Here is a 17,890-nt window from a genome sequence, read left to right on the forward strand (position 1 = left end):
TTCCTCCACGCCGCAGCATTGAGAAAAAGATTGTGGAGCCAAAAAAAGCTATTTGCCGCATCCTGCACGCGCTGTCAAAATGACAAAGGTTCGAAGTTGGGTCATTTTTTGTTGACGCCCCATGTGCTTTTATATAACTAGCCACTTCTTCAATGAACGGAGAGGTGGCCGAGCTAGGCTGAAGGCGCTCGCCTGCTAAGCGAGTATAGGGGCTTAAACCTCTATCGAGGGTTCAAATCCCTCCCTCTCCGCCATCCCCTGGAGGGTTGGCAGAGCTGGTTGATTGCACCGGTCTTGAAAACCGGCATGCCTTTGCGGGCATCTGGGGTTCGAATCCCTAACCCTCCGCCACTTGCACTTGTTCCGCTGGAATCCTTAAGATTTCGGCGGTTTTTTATTTGGTTTCCCGTCCCGTCCAATTGATAAGAGGCCCGGCTTTGCAGTCGGGCCTCTTTCTGTTTCTGAGGTGAAAATTCGGTGAGATCGAATTGGCCGATGCCGGACAAGCTGCTCGATGCGCGCCTCTTTGGGCCCGTCTTGTCTTGTCGGCCTGGTCTGTGAGTCTCGGGTGTTGGCGCGTCGGATTGCGATCCTGGACGGCATTGTTTTCCGGTTGCGCTTGCTATACTCCAAAAAGCTCTCAATCTCCGACTACAAGGAAGGCCATATTATGGATGTGACCCGGACGAATATTCCAGGAGTGCTGCTTTTTGAGCCCAAGGTTTTTGGCGATCACCGAGGTTATTTTTGCGAAACCTACAGCCGCCGAGAGCTTGCCGCTCTCGGACTGGATGTCGACTTTGTGCAGGCCAACGAGGCTTTTTCCGCTCAGGCCGGGGTGTTGCGCGGACTGCACTTCCAGGCCCCGCCCATGGCTCAGGCAAAGCTGGTTCGGGTGGGGCGGGGCGCCGTCTATGACGTGGTGGTCGATATGCGCAAGGGATCGCCGACCTTTGGCCGATGGCAGGGGTTCACTCTCAGCGCCGTCAATTTTCTGCAGTTGTTCATTCCGGCGGGATTCGCCCACGGGTACATGACCCTGGAGGCAGACACTCAATTTCTCTACAAGGTCGACCAGTTTTACTCGCCCGAGCATGATGGCGGGATCTCGTGCCTGGACCCGGATCTGGGCATTGACTGGCCCGGTCTTGCGCCGATCATGTCGGACAAAGATCTGCGATTGCCGTGTTTTGCGGATTTTGATTCTCCGTTCTCCATGTAGGGCATTGGGTGATTGCCGAGCGAATTGGTATGGTAATACCCGCGCCGGCCGTGAATTTTCATGTATTGCGAGGGGGTTAGCCTGCGATGGAAGATCGTGATTTTTTTCATTATCTCTTGACACAGGACGACCCTCTTGAATACAGGTTGGCAATTATTCCGTGTCCGTTTTTTTCAAATTTCATCTCAACGCGGTAGGAGGAGAGGACTGTGGCAAAATGCAAAAGCTGCGTGGTGTTGCCATTCCTGGTTGGTTTGGTGGCATCGATCGTGCTTGGTTGGTGGGGCTTTCCCAAAGTCCTGTACAGTCAGAAGACCCAACCCATCCGGTTCGATCACGTCGTGCATGTGGAAGATCAGGCCATGGCATGTGAAGATTGTCATGCGTTTCGGGATGATGGCTCCTACGCCGGCATGCCCACCAACGCGAACTGTGTCGGGTGCCATGAGGATGTTCAGGGGGAAGATCCTGATGAGGCTCGCTACGTGACCGAGTACGTGCAGCAGGAAAAGGAAGTTGAATGGCTGGCTTATCAGACGCAGCCGGACAACGTGTACTTCTCTCACATCGCGCACAAGGAACTTGACTGCACATCATGTCATCCTGACGTGGCCAACATGAGCACCCCGCCTGTCTATTATGAAAACAGGCTTTCGGGCTACAGCAAGGACACCATGAAGATGTGGCAATGCGAAGAGTGCCATGCCCAAAGTGGCGCCAGCAACGCCTGTTTTGTCTGCCACAAATAAGAGAGGAGTGGATTTACGATGGGACTCGACAGAAGAAGCTTTATTTCTTTGGTGGCTGGCGGTGTAGCGGGCAGCCTCTTCACTCCCGTAATATGGAAAACCCTGGATGACGTGTCCATCTGGACACAGAACTGGCCCTGGATTCCGCGGCTGCAGTACGGCGAGGAACTGACGTTTCCGGCGCTGTGCAAGCTGGGCTCGGACGCCTACGGCGTCAAGGTCAAGACCGTGGGCGGGAGGCCCGTCACGGCCGAGGGCAATCCGGATCATCCCTTGAGCCTCGGCGGCATCTGTCCTCTGGGCGCGGCCAGCGTGCATCTTCTTTACAGCCCTTCCCGGGTCAAGAACCCCAAGCTCAAGGATGGTTCCTCTTTCAAGGACATCACTTGGGACGAAGCGGAAGAGCTGCTTGCCGGGAAGATCAGGGACGCTGGATCGAACATGGCCATGATCAGCGGTGACGAGACCGGTTCCGTGACGGATGTGCTGTCCGGTCTGGTCGGCAAGGCCGGTTCGGATAACTCTTTTTTCATGCCCGGCGAGAGCGCCCCGGCGGCGGCTGCCCTGGCCATGCTCGGCGGTGACGGCCAGGTCGGCTACGACATCGAAAATGCGAATTACGTGCTTCTGCTCGGCGCCGACGCACTGGGTTCCTGGGGCAACGTGGCCCGTAACGGCAAGGCATTTTCCGCCAGCCGCGAGAAGGGCGTCAAGTTCGTGTACGTCGGGCCTGCCCAGAACGGCACCTCTGCCGTGGCCGACAGCTGGGTTCCCTGCAATGCAGGCACCGAGCCGGTCCTGGCTCTGGGACTTGCGGCGGTCATAGCCGCCACGAGCCGTGACCGTTCGTCTTGGGCCGGTTTTGCCTCTTTCGCAAAATTTGTGCAGGCGTCCTATCCGCTGGACAAGGTGGCCGAAATCACCGGTGTCAAGGCGTCGGTCATCACGGGCTTGGCTCAGGAACTGGTCCGGGCCGGACGGCCGCTGGTTCTGACGGCCGCCGAAGCCGGACAGGGCCTGGGCGCGTTCGAGCTTGCCGCAGGGATGAGCCTGAACATGCTCCTGCAGCGCGTCAATACGGTCGGCGGTGTGCGGATTTTGCCCTGGGCCCCCAAAGTGGTCGAGGCTGCCGCCGACAAGAAGACAATGCTCGCCAATGACCTTGTTGCATACTTGAGCACCGTGGCCGACGGCGGCGCCGAGGCTCCCGCGCTGCTCATGGTTTACGGCGCGAATCCCGCCTACGCCCTGCCGAATCTGACCAAGGCGCAGGCCGCCCTGGACAAGGCCGGTTTCGTGGTTTCCTTCAGCTCGTTCATGGATGAAACGGCGGCCATGGCCGACCTGATCATGCCTGACAGCTACGCCTTTGAACGCCTTGATGACGCCTACTCCCCGTATGGTTCGGGCCAGCCCAACTATACCGTGGCCGCGCCTGTCATAAAGCCGGTTTTTGACACCAAACCCGCCGGTGATGTTCTCCTGGCCGTGGCCGCCAAGGCCGAGTTGGACCTGGGCTTCGAGTCTTTTGAAGACGTGGTCAAGGCCAAGGCCGAAGCGCTGGGCGCGGATTTCGACGAAATGGTCGAGGGCGCGGCCTGGGTTTCGGAAGAGTTTCCGGCTCAGGACCTGGCGTTGTGGACGACTCCTCTGCAGGAACTGGCCGTTGCGGCCAAGGACGGCACGAGCCTGACCCTCGCTCCTGTGCTGCGGCTCAAGATCGGCAGCGCCAAGATAGCCATTCCTCCGTTCAACACCAATGCCATCCGCTTTGACGAAATGCTCGGCAACGACATGTACGTGCTGCTCAACGCGGCCACGGCGAAAAACCTTGGGTTGAAAAAGGACGATGCCGTCAAACTCGCCAGCTCCGGCGGGGAATGCAAGGCCCGTGTGCGCATTTTTGAAGGCGTGATGAATGATACCGTCGTGGCCCCCCTGGGTCTTGGCCATACCGCCTGGGACGCTTTTTCCAGAGACAAGGGAGATAACGTTTACAAACTGCTGGCTGCCGATACCGAAGCAGAGTCCGGGCTGTCCCGGTTCGCAACGGTGCGTGTCACTGTCAGCAAGGCGTAGCACTTCCTTTGGGCACCTGGAGAAAATAAGAGGATATTCACAATGCAAGCAATAGAATTCAAAGTAAAATGGGGCATGCTTGTCGACCTTGACAAGTGTACCGGGTGCGGTGCCTGCACCGTGGCCTGCCGGGCGGAAAACAACCTTCCCCCCGAGGCCGACGCAGCCAACAAACTGCGCACCAACGACTGGATGAACATATACGAACTGTCCAACGAGAAGCCTTTCCCCGACCATGAGGTCGCCTATCTGCCCCGGCCATGCATGCAGTGCGGTCATCCGTCCTGTTCCACGGTCTGCCCGGTAGTGGCCACCCTGAAGGACGAGGAAGGCGGCATCGTCAGCCAGGTCTATCCCCGCTGTATCGGTTGCCGGTACTGCATGGCGGCCTGTCCTTACCATGCACGTTATTTCAACTGGTTCGATCCAATCTGGCCCGAAGGCATGGAAAAGGTCCTGACTCCTTATGCTTCGGCCCGTCCGCGTGGCGTTGTCGAGAAGTGCACGTTCTGTCACCATCGCTTCATGGCTGCCAAGGAACAGGCTCGCATGAACGGCGAAGACCCGACGGAATTGGCCGAGGACGCATACATCCCCGCCTGCGCCGAGATTTGCCCGACGGGTGCGATCAAATTCGGGGACCTGAACAATTCCGAGCATGAAGTCAGCAAGCTGGCTGCAAGCAAGTACGCTTTCCGCCTGCTGGAGAAACTCGGCACCGATCCTCAGGTCTATTATTATTCCAAGCGTGAGTGGGTGAGGAAGCTCGGGGACAATTACCTGAAGAATGCCAAGGGGGGCGAACATGTCTGATAGAGCGTACTGGCCCGAAGGGGTGGAGCGTTGTTCTGTTGGGAAGTTCCTGGCCTGGTTGGGCGTGATCAGCATCTTCCTCGCGTGGGGAGGGTACGGCGCGTTCAAGGTCCTGGGAACCGGTATCGGCGTGACAGGCCTGGACAACTATTTCGGGTTCGGCCTGTGGATCACCTTTGACTTGGCGGTCATCGCCCTGGGCGCCGGAGCCTTTTTCTCCGGATTTTTGCGGTACATCGTCCGCATCGACGAACTCAAGAACGTCATCAACCTGGCGGTCATCGTCGGATTCCTTTGCTACTCCGGCGCCATGCTGATTCTGGTGCTCGACATCGGTCAGCCGCTCAGGGCCTGGTTTGGCTACTGGCATCCGAACGTTCACTCCATGCTGACGGAAGTCATCTTCTGCATCACCTGCTACTGCACGGTGCTGATCATCGAATATGTGCCGATCATCCTGGAAAACCGCAAGATCAACCAGAACAGGTTCTGTCATCATCTTGCTCACAACTTCCATGTCTACATGCCGCTTTTCGCCGGCATCGGCACTTTCCTGTCCTTCTTCCACCAGGGTTCCCTGGGCGGCATGTACGGCGTGCTCTTCGGCCGTCCGTTCGTGTTCCGTGAAGGCTTTTTCATCTGGCCCTGGACCTTCTTCCTGTTCATCTCTTCGGCCATCGCCGCCGGACCCGGCTTCACCATGCTGTGTGCCGCGATGATGGAAGGCATCACCGGGCGCAAGCTGGTCAGCTATGACACCAAGAAGCTCCTCGGCAAGATCTCCGGTCTGCTTCTGTGCGTCTACATCTTCTTCAAGATCATCGACACCTACGCTTGGGCCAAGGGCATCCTGCCCGGCATGGGCCTGACCTTCGACGAGATGTTCAGCAGTGAGCATGGATACGGCAAGATCCTGCTGTGGCTCGAACTCTTCTGGTTCGGCGTAATCCCGGCCGCGTTGCTGGTCACTCCCGCCGTGCGCAATCGTCCGTGGCTCATGTACAGCGCCGTCGTCATGGCCGCCATTGGCGTCACCATCAACCGTTTCGTATTCACGGTTCAGGCCTTGGCCATTCCGGTCATGCCTTTCGACCGTTGGACCACGTACGTACCCAACTGGGCGGAATGGTCCACCTCGCTCATGATCGTCGCCTACGGATTCCTGGTCATGAGCATCTCCTACCGCTATTTGCCGATCTTCCCTCAGGAAGTGAAGCTCAATAAGTAGAGATGGTTGTCACAAGAAAAAGGCCCTTCGGGGCCTTTTTTTTTGGGGGGGATGACAAATGCTTGGCATCTGTGTTCATTACCTGTGTGCTGTCGAGGTTTGATGGACCGGACATGAGGCGGCAGCCTCAAGGAGTTGGCATGAAGGATGCGGAAAACGGGCGCCAGGTCGCCATTGATGTTGCCAGGGCGCTGGGGCTCTTGCTTGTCTATTACGGACACTTCGTCGAACAGATCATGTATCTGAAAAATCCTGCCGCCGCCGTGCATTACAAGTGGATCTACTCATTCCACATGATTCTCTTTTTTGTTCTTTCAGGGTGGGTGAAGGGCGCGCGGCCAAGCGTTCCGCCCATTCGGAAATTCGTGCAAACGACCTTGGCCGGGCGGATCGCGCCGTACCTTTTTTTCAGCGTCACGCTGGCGGCCTTGTCGCTGGTGTTCTCGGGCTGGTTCCCCATGCTCGATCTCTCGGGCGTGCACGGTTACTTCAAGGCCGTCGTGTCCACGGCCCTGGGCTTCCCCCTCTTCAACGTCCCACTGTGGTTCGTGGCTTGTCTGGTCAGCGTGGAGTGCCTGCATCGCCTTTTACAGCCGTATTTGAATTCTCCTTTGCGAATCATGGCGGTTGCCCTTGTCTGTTATGTCGGCGGTTTTGCCCTCAATGAGCAGTATTTCTTTTTCGGCCAGAACGTGAGTTTCTGGCTCATGCACGAAGTTCCCGTTGTCTATGCGTTTTATCTCGTGGGCGTGCTGCTTGGCAGGAGTGGATTGCCGGGGCGCGTTTCGGTTGGCGCGGCAGCGGCAATTTTCGTGGTGGCCCTGGCTGCGGTTCATTTCACGTATGACCTCAACCAAGGCCCGTTCAGGTACCTGCAGGCCGTGATCATCCTGCTTTCAGGGCATGGGCATTTTCTGTGGTTTCCTTTCACCGCCTTGGCGGGGACCGCCATGATCATGGCTTTGGGACGTGTGCTGCACAACGTCTCCCTGCTCGCTTTTTTTGGGCGTAATGCCATCATACTGCTCGGTTTGAACGGGGTGTTCTATCATTTTGTCAATCCTCCCGTGGCCGCGTGGAGCGTCACCTATCTTCCTCCGGATGGCTTAAGCGTGTTTCTCGTGAGCGCCTTGGTGACTCTCGTGAGCTTTGGACTCAGCCTTCCGGTCATTCACGCGCTTAACCATGCCTTGCCTCAGCTGGTGGGCAAGCCTCGTGCGGCGGGTCGGTTCTTTGGCCCGCTGATCAGGGAGTAGCGGCCCGTGCTCTTGCGTGCCAGGACGGGGAACGGTCGCGGGCAGGCCAGCGAGGACGGACTACGGCGAACGCTGCTGACCCTCAACGTCTTCGCGGCACTGAAGATGACCCTTTTCCCCATGGCCATCATCACCCTGTTCTGGAAGGACGAGATCGGCCTGACCCTGACCGAAATTCTGACCCTTCAGGTGTTTTTCTCCCTGGCCAGCGTGATCATGGAGTATCCGTCCGGGTACGTCAGCGACCGCCTGGGTTATCGTTGGGCGCTGATCACGGCCTGCGTCTTCGGCATTATCGGCTGGGGCTGGTATCTGGCCGCGGGGACCTTCTGGGGAGTGCTTGTCGCCGAGTTGCTGCTGGGCGTCTCTTACGCCTTCATCAGCGGATCGGACACGGCGCTGCTTTTCGAGACCTTGCGCGCCAAGGACCGGGTGGACCTCTACACCCGCTGCGACGGGCGCATGGTCGGATGGGCTCAAGGAGGAGAGGCTGCGGGCGCGCTCTTTGCCGGACTCATGTACGCGCACTGGCCGCTGTTGCCCTTCGTGGCTCAGATCGGGATCTGGACCCTGGCTCTGGGATTGTGCCTGACCTTGAAAGAACCCAAGGCGGAAAGCGGCGGGCCGGTGGTATCGCATCTGGCCGAAGCGTTGCGGGTTTGCAGATTCGCCTTCCGGGAAAGCTCGGCCATCCGGGCGACCATCATGAACGGCATGCTTCTGGGGCTGGCTTCCTTCTATATGGTTTGGCTCATTCAGCCCTATATGCAGGAATGCCTGGTTCCCGTGACCTGGTTCGGACCGGCCTGGGCCGGGGCCAATCTGGTTGTGGCCCTGGCTGCCGCAAACAGCCATCGGGTCGAGGGCAAGCTGGGCGCGGCCGGCATGCAGGCGCTTTTCTTCGTGCTGATCGTCGTGGCGTATCTTGGACTTGGAACCGTCACGGCCGTGGGAGGTTTTTTGTTCTATTATCTGCTTACGGCCATGCGCGGGCTGCAAGGCCCGCTCATGCGCTCGCGCTTGCAGGCCTTGAGCAGCCGGGCGAACAGGGCCAGCATCCTGTCGCTGCACAGCCTGGCCTTCCGCACCGGGTTCGTGATCACCGGTCCGCTGGTGGGTTTGCTTGCCGACAGCCACGGTCTGTCCACGACCTTCCTTGTGCTGGCCATATTTTTCGCGCTGACTCTTCCCATGGCAGGGCTGAATTTTTTGCGCCATAACCGTTCGCATTCATTGACCTGAATTCTTCTTCCACACGGTAAAGACGCCCCTGTGGAAAAGGTTTTGGTTGATCCCGTTGTCTCGATGTCCTAATACTCGACCTGTTCTGCGAAACTACTTCAGGAGCAAGGGAACCCGGTGCGAGTCCGGGGCGGTCCCGCCACTGTAATCCCGATTTCGCGCGTTAAAGGCCGATCCCGCAAAGGGAGACGCCGCGTGCGGGGGCAAGCCAGAAAACCTGCCTGAAGCAATTCTCTTAACCCTCTGCACGCGGATGCAGGGCGTTGAGTTGTTCAGAAAAACGTCATCACAACTTCGAGCGAACATGACTGACACGATTCCTTCATGGGAACGCGTGCGTGGCATGGTGCCGGTGAGTCTCTGCGACTGGCCGGGCAAAATCACGTGCGTGCTTTTTGCCGGCGGCTGCAATTTGCGCTGCCCGACCTGCCACAACGCATCCCTGGCCTGGAAATGGACCTTGTTGCCCAGCCTTGACCGGGAAGTTGTTCTGTCCGACCTGCGCCGCCGCAAGCGCTGGCTGGACGGGATCACCCTGTCCGGTGGAGAGCCGACCTGTCTGGCGGATCTGGACGGGCTGCTTGCGGATCTTTCCTCGACCGGCCTGCCGGTCAAGCTTGATTCCAACGGCTCCGCGCCGGATGTCCTGGAGCGCGTGCTAGCGGCAGGGCTTGTCCAGGCCGTGGCCGTTGACGTCAAGGGTCCCTGGTTCATGTATCCGGAGCTGACCGGGCAGGCTCTGGCGGCCGATGCGGCCCGCGACGCGCTGGAGGAGGTTTTCGGACTGGCCCGTGCGTATCCCGGACGCGTCTATTTTCGCTGCACCAAGGTGCCGAGCCTGACTCCCGAGGATCTGGAGACGACCCAGGCCCAGATGCCGCAAGGCCTGCCTTTGCTTTTCCAGGAATTTGTGCATCCCCGAAGCGATGACGATTTTTCCTGATTTTCAATTCGACCGAACTTTATTGGAGTATTCATGCCTCAGCAGATTGTGAAACGTGATGGCCGTGTAGAATCCTGGTCCGTGGACCGGATAGCCCAGGCAATTTTGAAATCCCTCAACGCCAGCGGCATCAAGGATCCCATCCTGGCCAAACGTCTGGCCGGCAAGGTCGAGTCCAAGCTTGAGTCCGAGGCCATGCCCGAGCAAGAGCTGGTTCAGGACACCGTCGAGCAGGTGCTCATGGAGTCCAGGCTTTATCAGGTCGCAAGGCGCTATATCGTGTATCGCGAAAAGCGCCGGGCGATTCGCAGCCAGACCGAAACCTTCCTGGACGTGACCGAGACCATCGACAGCTACCTGGATAAGTCCGACTGGCGTGTCAGCGAGAACGCCAACATGGCGCATTCCTTTCAGGGCCTGATGCTGCATCTGTCCGGATCCGTGCAGGCCCGCTATTCCCTGGAGAAATATCCCGAGGAAGTCCGGCAGGCCCACGAGCACGGCTATTTCCACATCCACGATCTTTCTTTTGGTCTGGCCGGATACTGCGCCGGTTGGTCCCTGCGCGATCTGTTGCTTGAGGGGTTCAATCTTGAAGGACGCTGTTCCTCTGGCCCGCCCAAGCATTTTGACGCGGCCCTTGGACAGATGGTCAATTTTCTGGGCACGCTTCAGAACGAGTGGGCCGGCGCACAGGCCTTCAACAACGTGGACACGTATCTGGCTCCACTGGTCCGTCATGACAGCATGACCTACGAAGAGGTCAAGCAGGCCATGCAGAAGTTCGTGTTCAACCTGAACACGACCTCGCGCTGGGGCGGGCAGAGCCCGTTCACAAACCTGACCTTCGACCTGGCTCCGCCCGCGCACATCGCCTCTGAGGCAGTCATCATCGGCGGCAAACTTCAGGACAGCACCTACGGCGAGTACGCAGCCGAGATGGAGATGATCAATCGGGCCTTCCTTGAGGTCATGCTGGTCGGCGATTATCATGGGCGGATTTTTTCCTTCCCCATCCCAACCTACAACATCACCCCGGACTTTCCCTGGGAGACCGAGGTTGGCGAGCTGTTGCTGAAGCTCACGGCCAAGTACGGCGTTCCGTATTTCCAGAACTTCATCAACTCCGACCTGAAGCCCGAGGACGTCCGTTCCATGTGCTGCCGTCTGCAGATGGACCTGCGCGAGCTGCGCAAGCGTACCGGCGGTCTTTTTGGCGCGGGGGATCTGACGGGGTCCATAGGTGTCGTGACGCTCAATCTGCCCAAGTTGGCCTATCTGGCCCAGGGCGAGGAAGATTTTCTGGACCTGGTGGGCGAGTATGCCTCCCTGGCCAAGGATTCCCTTGAGTTCAAGCGCAAGATGGTCACCGACAACATGGACAAGGGCATGTTCCCCTTTTCCAGCCGCTATCTCAAAAACGGCTTCCGCAGCCATTTCAGCACCATCGGCATTCTGGGCGGTCACGAAGCCTGTATGAATCTGCTCGGCAAGGGCATCGACACCGAGGCCGGGACACGACTCATGATCCGCACCCTCGAACATCTGCGGGAGATCACGGTGCGCTTTCAGGAGGAGACGGGCAGCCTCTACAACCTCGAAGCCACTCCGGCGGAAGGGACCAGTTACCGTTTGGCCAAGATCGACAAGAAGCTTTATGCGGACATCCAGGCCTCCGGAAACGGAGTGCCCTACTATACCAACTCGACCCTGCTTCCTGTTGGGCACACCACGGATATCTTTTCTGCCCTGGAGCACCAGAATCGGCTGCAGCCCATGTACACCGGCGGCACCGTTTTCCACAGCTTCCTGGGCGAATCTGTGCCGGACACGAAGGCCCTGAAGAGTTTTCTGGTGCGCGCCCTGACCGAGACCAAGATTCCCTACGTGTCCATCACGCCGACCTTTTCGATCTGCAAGGATCACGGCTATCTGACAGGAGAGCAGATCACCTGCCCGCATTGCGGCCAGGAAACGGAAGTGTACACCCGCGTGGTGGGCTACTACCGGCCGGTCAAGATGTGGAATCGCGGGAAACAGGCGGAGTACAAGGATCGAGTGGAATACTCCCAGACCTCCTGCTTCGGGCAATAGAGGGGAGAGGTTTCAACGCCAAAACGGCCGGACTGCGATGCAATCCGGCCGTTTTTTTGTTATTTCAGGGCGTGGGTGGTCTTATTTTCCGAGCGCAGATCTGCGCAGCCCGTTCAGAACGCCGAGCGCCGAGCGCAGCCGGCCAGCCAGGCTCATGATCGCGGTGGAGATGATCGGCTTCGGGCGCTGGATTTTTTGGGAATGCAAAAACAATGTGATTTCACGCATGGCGTACCTCTGTATTCGGAAATATGGTAAATTTTACGAACTTCGTTTTGAAACGACAGCTAGCTAGGCGCGAAAAGTCTGTTCGTCAAGTGAAATACTGACGATTATATTTTTGAGGATTGATTTTTTGGCAGGGCCTGGAGCAGGCCCTGGCGCGGGGTCAGGAGGTGGGCAGCAGGGCGGCCTGGGTGGCCGAATCCCATTCAGCAGTGGCCGGCATGGCCAGGGAGGCGCGGAAGCTTGCCAGGGCGGCCTTGGATCTTCTGCCCCAGATGCCGTCGATTTTGCCTCTGTAGAGTCCCTGGGCGGCAAGGGCATGCTGTACGCGTTTGGCGTCGGCCTTTGTCTTGAGGTTCAGGAGCACGGTGGGCTGGGCCAAAGCGGCGGGCGTGGGCTCGGCGGTCGCAAGCAGGCTTCGGACTTCTTCCGACAAACGCAAGCGGCAACTGGCGGTGGCAAGAACGGCGTGATCCGTGGGCTGAACCAGGCGAGCTGAGATGCGCAAGCCTCCATCGGCCAGCGCATAGGTGCCTGTCAGAATGGTGTGCAGTCCGGCCGTGGCTCCGGCCTGATCGGGTTCCGCTGAAAGGGCCGTCTCGCCCTGTTCCTTCAGCGAATAGGGCGACGGCATGAACACGCGGGTGTCCGCCAGACGGTATCCATGACGGGTGAGCGCGTTGCCCAGTTCTTCGGCCAGAATCCGGCCCAATGGGGAAGTGCTCTTGACGTCATGCAGGTCGGCGAAGGGGGCGGTCATGATCAACCCGGAGCGGTCCAGCCTGACCTGCAGATTGGAGACCAGCCCCGCAGCCAGGGAGTCACAGAGCATGTCGATGCGCGACGCTCCGCACTGCGCCTGCCCTGAAATGGGAAAGGCACACAGGAGAAGGGCCAGGAAGATTGCTGGGCGGATCATCAGTTCACCAGGGAGTAGCGTTTGAGTTCCACGCCGCCCTGCGGCGTCTGCGGCTGGTAATGGGCCCAGTCGGGGCTGCTGACGTAGAAAATGCTCGAGTCTCGGTACAGATAGGCTCCCTGATGGACGAGGGCCGAATTGATCTGGACTTCCGAGTCTGGAGTAGGTGCGTCAAAATAACCGCTCTCCTCCCCGATTTCCGGGACGGGTACGTAGCGCCCGGCACTGTCTTTGACCTGCCTGAAGCCCGGATCCGGAGCACGCCGCAAGCCCTTGGACGTTTTGTCGAGGACTCGTCGGTGCGTGACAAGGCCCAGATTGACCTCAAGCACGGCGGCTCCTTCCGGAGCAAAAGATACCGGGACGCCGTAGTCGATGAGATGGGTCAGCAGCGCTTCCCTGTAGGCCTTGGCGAAAGGCGTCGTGCCAAGAGGCGCGACATACACGCGCACATCCTGCTCGGGAAAGAAGTGCTCAAGGGCCTTGCCGCTGTTACGCGCGACCTTGTCCGCCAGCAGGTCCCAGTGGGCCATGGCCTGCATCTTGGGCTGGGTGCTGAGCAGGTAGCCGCTTGAAATGGGCGCCTGAGCCGTGACCAGTTGGGAGGATTGGCCGGAATTGACACTGACCGAAGAGCAGCCGGTCACGAGGCCAAGAGTTATCAGTGTGAGCAGGGCTGCGATGCGCATGGCGTGGTCCTTGATTTTGGTTCTTTCCATGATCAGATTATCGGCTGCGGCCTGGAAAACTTAAGGCCGTTTGGGGAAATGTTGGCACGCGGCATGCTCTGCATTCGGCAGTCGGCATTTTTCTCCGGAGGATCGGCAATGTCCAAGCTCTATGTCCTGCTTTTTTGCGTTTTCATCGGCGGCTGCGTGCAACTGCCCCCCTTTTACGAGGTGGGTTCGCGTACCAAGACACCGCCGCTCATCCCCTTGTCCTACAAGGCGGGCGATCACCTTCATCGGCAGCTTTCCGGGAGCGGGGTCGCGGGGTATCCGATGCTTGCGGCATCCTTTGTTGATTCCACCAATGTGGAAAACACCAATGATCTCGGGAGACTCCTCTCGGAGCAGGTTTCGTCCCGGTTGAGTCAGCTCGGATATTCCGTGACGGAGGTCCAGTTGCGTTCCGACGAGTTGCGGGTGCTGCCCGAAGGCGGAGTGCTCGCGCTCTCCCGGGACGTGTCGCGGATCAACACCGATGTGCCTGCCTATTCCGTGCTGGTCGGAACCTATACGATCATCGAACGCCAAATTTACGTCAACGCAAGAGTGTTGCGCACGGGCGACGGGGTGGCGCTGGCCTCTTCGGATTTCACCCTGCCGTATGTGCGTCCGAAAAAAATCGGCGGTGGCGGAGCCTCGGTCCAGCCTTCCGTCAAAACCAGTCTCGATTGAAGAATAAGCTGGTCCTTCCTTCTTGTCCTGGTGTCTTGTTTGGCATATGGGGAATCCAATATGTCGCTTTTCACTTAATAGGAGGAAGTATGAAGAAATTCTTGGTGTTGTTTGTTTTGTTGATCTTGCCGTGCGTGGGGCTCGCCCAGGACAAGGTGCTGAGCATGTCCACCACGACCAGCACGCAGTCTTCCGGCCTGCTTGATATTCTGCTTCCGGAGTTCAAAAAGGACACGGGGATCGAGGTCAAGGTCCTGGCCAAGGGGACGGGCGCGGCCATACGGGATGGCGTGGACGGGAATGTGGACGTGATTTTCGTGCATGATCCGGCCCGCGAGGAAAAATTCGTGGCCGATGGCTTCGGGACCAAGCGTTACTATGTCATGTACAACGACTTTTTGATCATCGGCCCCGAGGCGGACCCGGCTGGGGCCAAGAGTGGCGACGCGACCGTGGCCATGAAGAAGATTGCCATGTCGGAAGCAGTGTTCGTCTCCCGTGGCGATGACAGCGGCACCCACGCCAAGGAACAGGATCTTTGGAAATCCAGTGGCTTGCCCTTGAAGGAAGAGGATACCGTTTTCAAGTCCAAGACCAAGGAAGTGACCTTCAAGACCGTCCATCCGGAAGGGATGAAGAACTACATGTCCATAGGTCAGGGCATGGGCAAGACGCTTACCTTCGCCGAGGAGAAGCAGGGCTATACCATCACGGATCGCGGCACCTACGTTCAGTATAAGTATGGGCGCCCCGAGGGCTTGCAGCTTGTGCCCATAAGTGAAGGTGACAAGACCCTCTTCAATCCGTACGGCGTTATTCCGGTCAATCCGGAAAAACACCCTCATGTCCGTTTCGACCTGGCCGACACCTTCGCCAAGTGGCTGGTGTCCGAGCGCGGCCAGAAGGTCATTGGTGACTACAAACTCCTTGACAAGCAGCTCTTCTTTCCAGACGCAAAGTAGCTTCTAGCGGATGTGAAGAGTCGACCCCGGACCGTTTTTTTGAGTCTTGGGGGTGCTCAACGTGAGGTTTGAGACGGCCCGCTCCGGTAGCGGGCCTTTTTTTTACAACGCCTTCTTGATTCGGGGGCTGCATGTTTTTTCTGGACAGTTTTTGGGCCGCGCTCAGGCTGCTGCTCGAGTTCGATGCTGAACTCCTGCATATCGTCGGCGTGTCCCTGAACGTGAGCTTCTGGTCCACGGCGGCCGCGTGCATTCTTGGCGTACCTGCGGGGTTTCTGATCGGAGTCGGGCGTTTTCGCGCCAAGCAGGCCGTCATCACCTTTTTCAATACCATGCTGGCCCTGCCCACCGTGGTCATTGGCCTGCTGGTCTATTCCCTGCTTTCGCGGCGCGGCGTTTTGGGCTCCCTTGGTTGGCTGTACACGCAAAAGGCCATGATCTTCGGTCAGATCATCCTCATCACTCCCATTGTCATTGCCTTCACCATTGCCGCCGTGGGCCGCATCGACGATCGCTATCGCCGTACGGCCCTGACGCTGGGCGCTTCACCCTGGCAGGTCGCGCTGGTGATTCTGCGTGAGGCGCGTTTCAGCATCATGGCCGCCATTGTGGCCGCCTTTGGCCGGGTCATTTCGGAGATAGGCATCTCCATGATGCTCGGCGGCAACGCCAAGGGTTTCACTCGGACCATGACCACGGCCATGGCCCTGGAATACGACAAGGGCGAGTTCGTCCTCGCTCTGGGGCTGGGCATTGTGCTGCTGGCCATCAGCCTGGCCGTGAACGTACTGCTGGGCTACGCACAGGGGAGGACGCAGCGATGAGTCTTTTCGAACTGCACGACGTGCGCGTTGTCTACGACGGCCGGGTGGTACTCGATCTGCCGCGACTGAGCATCAAGGAGGGCGAAGCCTATTCTCTGCAAGGGCCCAACGGTGCCGGAAAGTCGACCCTGCTCGGCATCCTTTCCTTCTTGAATGCTCCGCATCAGGGGCAGATCCGTTTCGAGGGCAAGTCCGTGGTCTGGAAAGAACCCGCGCTCCGCTCCCTGCGCCGCAATGTCGGGCTGGTCGAGCAGCATCCGGTCATGTTCAGCCGAAGCGTACGCGAAAATGTGGGATACGGGCTGGCCATCCGGGGAGTGGAGAAGGACCGCCGCGAACATCTGGTCAACGAGGCACTGGACCTTGTTGGTCTCGCCCATCTGGCCGATAGCCATGCGCCGCGCCTTTCCGGAGGAGAAACGCAGCGCGTGGCCATTGCCCGCTCCCTGGCCAGCCGTCCCAAGGTTCTGCTTCTGGATGAGCCCACGGCCAGCGTTGACACCCAGAACCGAGTCATCATCGAGCAGATCGTGGCTGATCTGCGCGACCGGGGCGACACCACCATCGTGCTTTGCACTCACAATCGCTCTCAGGCTGCGGCGCTGTGCCCCGAGGTCATTTATCTGGAGGACGGCCGCCTTGCCGCCCGTCCCCTGAGCAACTCCTACGCCGGACAGTTCGCGGATGAAAACGGCCAGACCTGGTGTCGAATCGCTGCGGGCTTTCGCGTGCCGGTTCCACGGTGTGGACCGGGGCGGGGTCGGGTGGTCATTGAACCGGGCGCGGTGCGTCTTGGAGTGGCCAGGGAGCCCGGGCCGAATCAGGGGATATTGACCCGGATCCGGCTTGAAGGCGACATGGTCAGCCTGAGCGTTGATTTGGGCCGGCCGCTGCATGTGCAGATGGCGTTGAAGGAATTTTGGGGGGCAGGTCTTGAGATCGGGGCCTTGGTGCGTGTCGACATACCGTCTTCTGCCGTGGAGTGTTTTTTGGACTGCCCGGGCCGGATGCCCGAGACCGCATGAGCACGAGTCAGGAAGAAAGGGACGGGAATACGGCGCATACGGAGTTTCGAAAAAAAGCCCTTGAAGCGCAATGGCCGGAACTTTGCCGCCGCTGCAACGAACTGCGCCTGGATCCCCGGAGCTGGTGGGCGCGGATCATTGGGGATGTCGAGGCGGTTCCGCGCGTGGATGAAACCGGGATCACCGTACGCCTGCGCGGCAACGTCTTTGCGGAAGTCTGCCTTCACGGCCCGGCGCTGCAGTGTCGCATCGCGCCGGAGCATCTGCTTCTGTCGCATCCCGGTTCAATGGCCGTGCTTGGCGATGCCGAAGCCTTGCCTCGGCAACGGCGGGTTGAGTGCCTGGCCGATCTCGCCCGGTTCCATGAGCGCGTGCGGCGCCGGGTCTGCCGGCATGAAGATCGGCGGGCGGCCATCCTCGACCGGCTCTTTCTGAGACATTCCTGCGTCCTGGGCGTGGACGCCGTCTTGCCTTCCGGACGGGCCGACCTGGTCGTTCTCTCTCCCCGGGGCACGGTCGTTTTTTTTCTGCTTCGCCGTTACCAGGACGGTGATCTGCGTCTTGCGGGGCGAGGCGGGATCGTCTGGCGCATGCACGAGCTAGGTCGTCTCCTCGCGGACAAAGAGGTCATGGACTCCTGGTTCCATGATTTCCTTGAACGCTCCCGAGCGCTTGAAACGCCGCACTTGAAACGGTATCGTTTCGCCGGGAATCCCGTCATCCATCCCCGTGCCCGTCTGCTGATCGTCGATTTCGATCATGCCCAGCGTCTTGGCGGCTTGCCGTCCTTGCGCGCCGATCTTGAAACCGGACTTGACCAAGGCGCCATCCGGGATGATATTCACTGTATAGGCGACGCCGGAAACATTTCGTACACTACCTTGTTTTCCGGCATTTGATTGGCCCACT

Annotated in this window: 17 protein-coding genes, 2 tRNA genes and 1 riboswitch; of the genes, 16 read left to right on the forward strand and 3 right to left on the reverse strand. The window is 59.0% G+C overall.

What is annotated here, in order from left to right; all coding sequences use genetic code 11:
• Positions 1-158: 158 nt before the first annotated feature.
• The 11 genes from BMZ40_RS01775 (at position 159) to BMZ40_RS01825 (ending at position 11,626) form a co-directional block, all read left to right on the forward strand.
• Positions 159-254 (forward strand) — tRNA-Ser (locus BMZ40_RS01775).
• Positions 255-260: 6 nt separating this feature from the next.
• Positions 261-351: transfer RNA gene (locus BMZ40_RS01780), tRNA-Ser, on the forward strand.
• A 319-nt stretch (positions 352-670) separates the two neighbouring features.
• Positions 671-1,222: a dTDP-4-dehydrorhamnose 3,5-epimerase gene (rfbC, locus tag BMZ40_RS01785; RefSeq protein WP_092372408.1), complete on the forward strand. Its 552-nt coding sequence runs from the start codon at positions 671-673 to the stop codon at positions 1,220-1,222.
• Between the two features lie 209 nt (positions 1,223-1,431).
• Positions 1,432-1,971, forward strand: a complete 540-nt coding sequence (gene qrcA / locus BMZ40_RS01790) for a menaquinone reductase multiheme cytochrome c subunit QrcA (protein WP_092372409.1) — start codon at positions 1,432-1,434, stop codon at positions 1,969-1,971.
• Positions 1,972-1,989: 18 nt separating this feature from the next.
• Positions 1,990-4,050, forward strand: coding sequence for a menaquinone reductase molybdopterin-binding-like subunit QrcB (gene qrcB / locus BMZ40_RS01795; protein ID WP_092372410.1), 2,061 nt, complete (start codon positions 1,990-1,992; stop codon positions 4,048-4,050).
• 42 nt (positions 4,051-4,092) lie between these two features.
• Complete coding sequence (gene qrcC, locus BMZ40_RS01800; RefSeq protein WP_092372411.1) at positions 4,093-4,863, forward strand: menaquinone reductase iron-sulfur cluster-binding subunit QrcC; 771 nt, start codon at positions 4,093-4,095, stop codon at positions 4,861-4,863.
• Entirely contained in the window at positions 4,856-6,091 is a 1,236-nt protein-coding gene (gene qrcD / locus BMZ40_RS01805; RefSeq protein WP_092372412.1) for a menaquinone reductase integral membrane subunit QrcD, read from the forward strand. Before qrcC ends, qrcD begins: the two co-directional genes overlap by 8 nt.
• A gap of 140 nt (positions 6,092-6,231) precedes the next feature.
• On the forward strand, positions 6,232-7,347 hold the full coding sequence (locus tag BMZ40_RS01810) for an acyltransferase family protein (protein ID WP_177192964.1): 1,116 nt from the start codon (positions 6,232-6,234) through the stop codon (positions 7,345-7,347).
• A 6-nt stretch (positions 7,348-7,353) separates the two neighbouring features.
• Positions 7,354-8,589 (forward strand): MFS transporter, encoded by a 1,236-nt coding sequence (locus BMZ40_RS01815; RefSeq protein WP_245750998.1) that lies wholly within the window; start codon positions 7,354-7,356, stop codon positions 8,587-8,589.
• An 83-nt stretch (positions 8,590-8,672) separates the two neighbouring features.
• A riboswitch (cobalamin riboswitch) is annotated at positions 8,673-8,828 on the forward strand.
• Between the two features lie 65 nt (positions 8,829-8,893).
• Complete coding sequence (locus tag BMZ40_RS01820) at positions 8,894-9,532, forward strand: anaerobic ribonucleoside-triphosphate reductase activating protein (protein WP_092372414.1); 639 nt, start codon at positions 8,894-8,896, stop codon at positions 9,530-9,532.
• Between the two features lie 33 nt (positions 9,533-9,565).
• Positions 9,566-11,626 carry a ribonucleoside triphosphate reductase gene (locus tag BMZ40_RS01825; RefSeq protein ID WP_092372415.1) on the forward strand — a complete coding sequence of 687 codons (2,061 nt, stop codon included), beginning with the start codon at positions 9,566-9,568 and terminating at the stop codon, positions 11,624-11,626.
• Positions 11,627-11,707: 81 nt separating this feature from the next.
• Here the strand turns inward: BMZ40_RS01825 and BMZ40_RS19420 are convergent, their stop codons facing one another.
• The 3 genes from BMZ40_RS19420 to BMZ40_RS01835 form a co-directional block, all read right to left on the reverse strand.
• Positions 11,708-11,854 (reverse strand): hypothetical protein, encoded by a 147-nt coding sequence (locus BMZ40_RS19420; RefSeq protein ID WP_177192965.1) that lies wholly within the window; start codon positions 11,852-11,854, stop codon positions 11,708-11,710.
• Positions 11,855-12,014: 160 nt separating this feature from the next.
• Positions 12,015-12,770: a FlgO family outer membrane protein gene (locus tag BMZ40_RS01830; RefSeq protein ID WP_092372416.1), complete on the reverse strand. Its 756-nt coding sequence runs from the start codon at positions 12,768-12,770 to the stop codon at positions 12,015-12,017.
• Positions 12,770-13,489: a hypothetical protein gene (locus BMZ40_RS01835; protein ID WP_092372417.1), complete on the reverse strand. Its 720-nt coding sequence runs from the start codon at positions 13,487-13,489 to the stop codon at positions 12,770-12,772. The genes BMZ40_RS01830 and BMZ40_RS01835 overlap by 1 nt, the downstream gene beginning before the upstream one ends.
• A gap of 108 nt (positions 13,490-13,597) precedes the next feature.
• On the opposite strand from BMZ40_RS01835, the gene BMZ40_RS01840 reads away from it, so the two are divergent.
• The 5 genes from BMZ40_RS01840 (at position 13,598) to BMZ40_RS01860 (ending at position 17,880) form a co-directional block, all read left to right on the forward strand.
• Complete coding sequence (locus BMZ40_RS01840; protein ID WP_143075501.1) at positions 13,598-14,170, forward strand: FlgO family outer membrane protein; 573 nt, start codon at positions 13,598-13,600, stop codon at positions 14,168-14,170.
• Positions 14,171-14,259: 89 nt separating this feature from the next.
• Positions 14,260-15,132: an ABC transporter substrate-binding protein gene (locus BMZ40_RS01845; protein ID WP_092372419.1), complete on the forward strand. Its 873-nt coding sequence runs from the start codon at positions 14,260-14,262 to the stop codon at positions 15,130-15,132.
• Positions 15,133-15,263: 131 nt separating this feature from the next.
• A complete protein-coding gene (locus tag BMZ40_RS01850; protein ID WP_092372420.1) occupies positions 15,264-15,956 on the forward strand; it encodes an ABC transporter permease in 693 nt (230 codons plus the stop codon).
• Positions 15,953-16,981: an ABC transporter ATP-binding protein gene (locus tag BMZ40_RS01855; protein WP_092372421.1), complete on the forward strand. Its 1,029-nt coding sequence runs from the start codon at positions 15,953-15,955 to the stop codon at positions 16,979-16,981. Before BMZ40_RS01850 ends, BMZ40_RS01855 begins: the two co-directional genes overlap by 4 nt.
• Positions 16,978-17,880, forward strand: coding sequence for a hypothetical protein (locus BMZ40_RS01860; RefSeq protein ID WP_092372422.1), 903 nt, complete (start codon positions 16,978-16,980; stop codon positions 17,878-17,880). Before BMZ40_RS01855 ends, BMZ40_RS01860 begins: the two co-directional genes overlap by 4 nt.
• The last annotated feature ends 10 nt before the right edge of the window (positions 17,881-17,890 follow it).

Origin of the sequence: Desulfomicrobium apsheronum (assembly GCF_900114115.1) — a bacterium.
Classification (GTDB): Bacteria; Desulfobacterota; Desulfovibrionia; order Desulfovibrionales; family Desulfomicrobiaceae; genus Desulfomicrobium; species Desulfomicrobium apsheronum.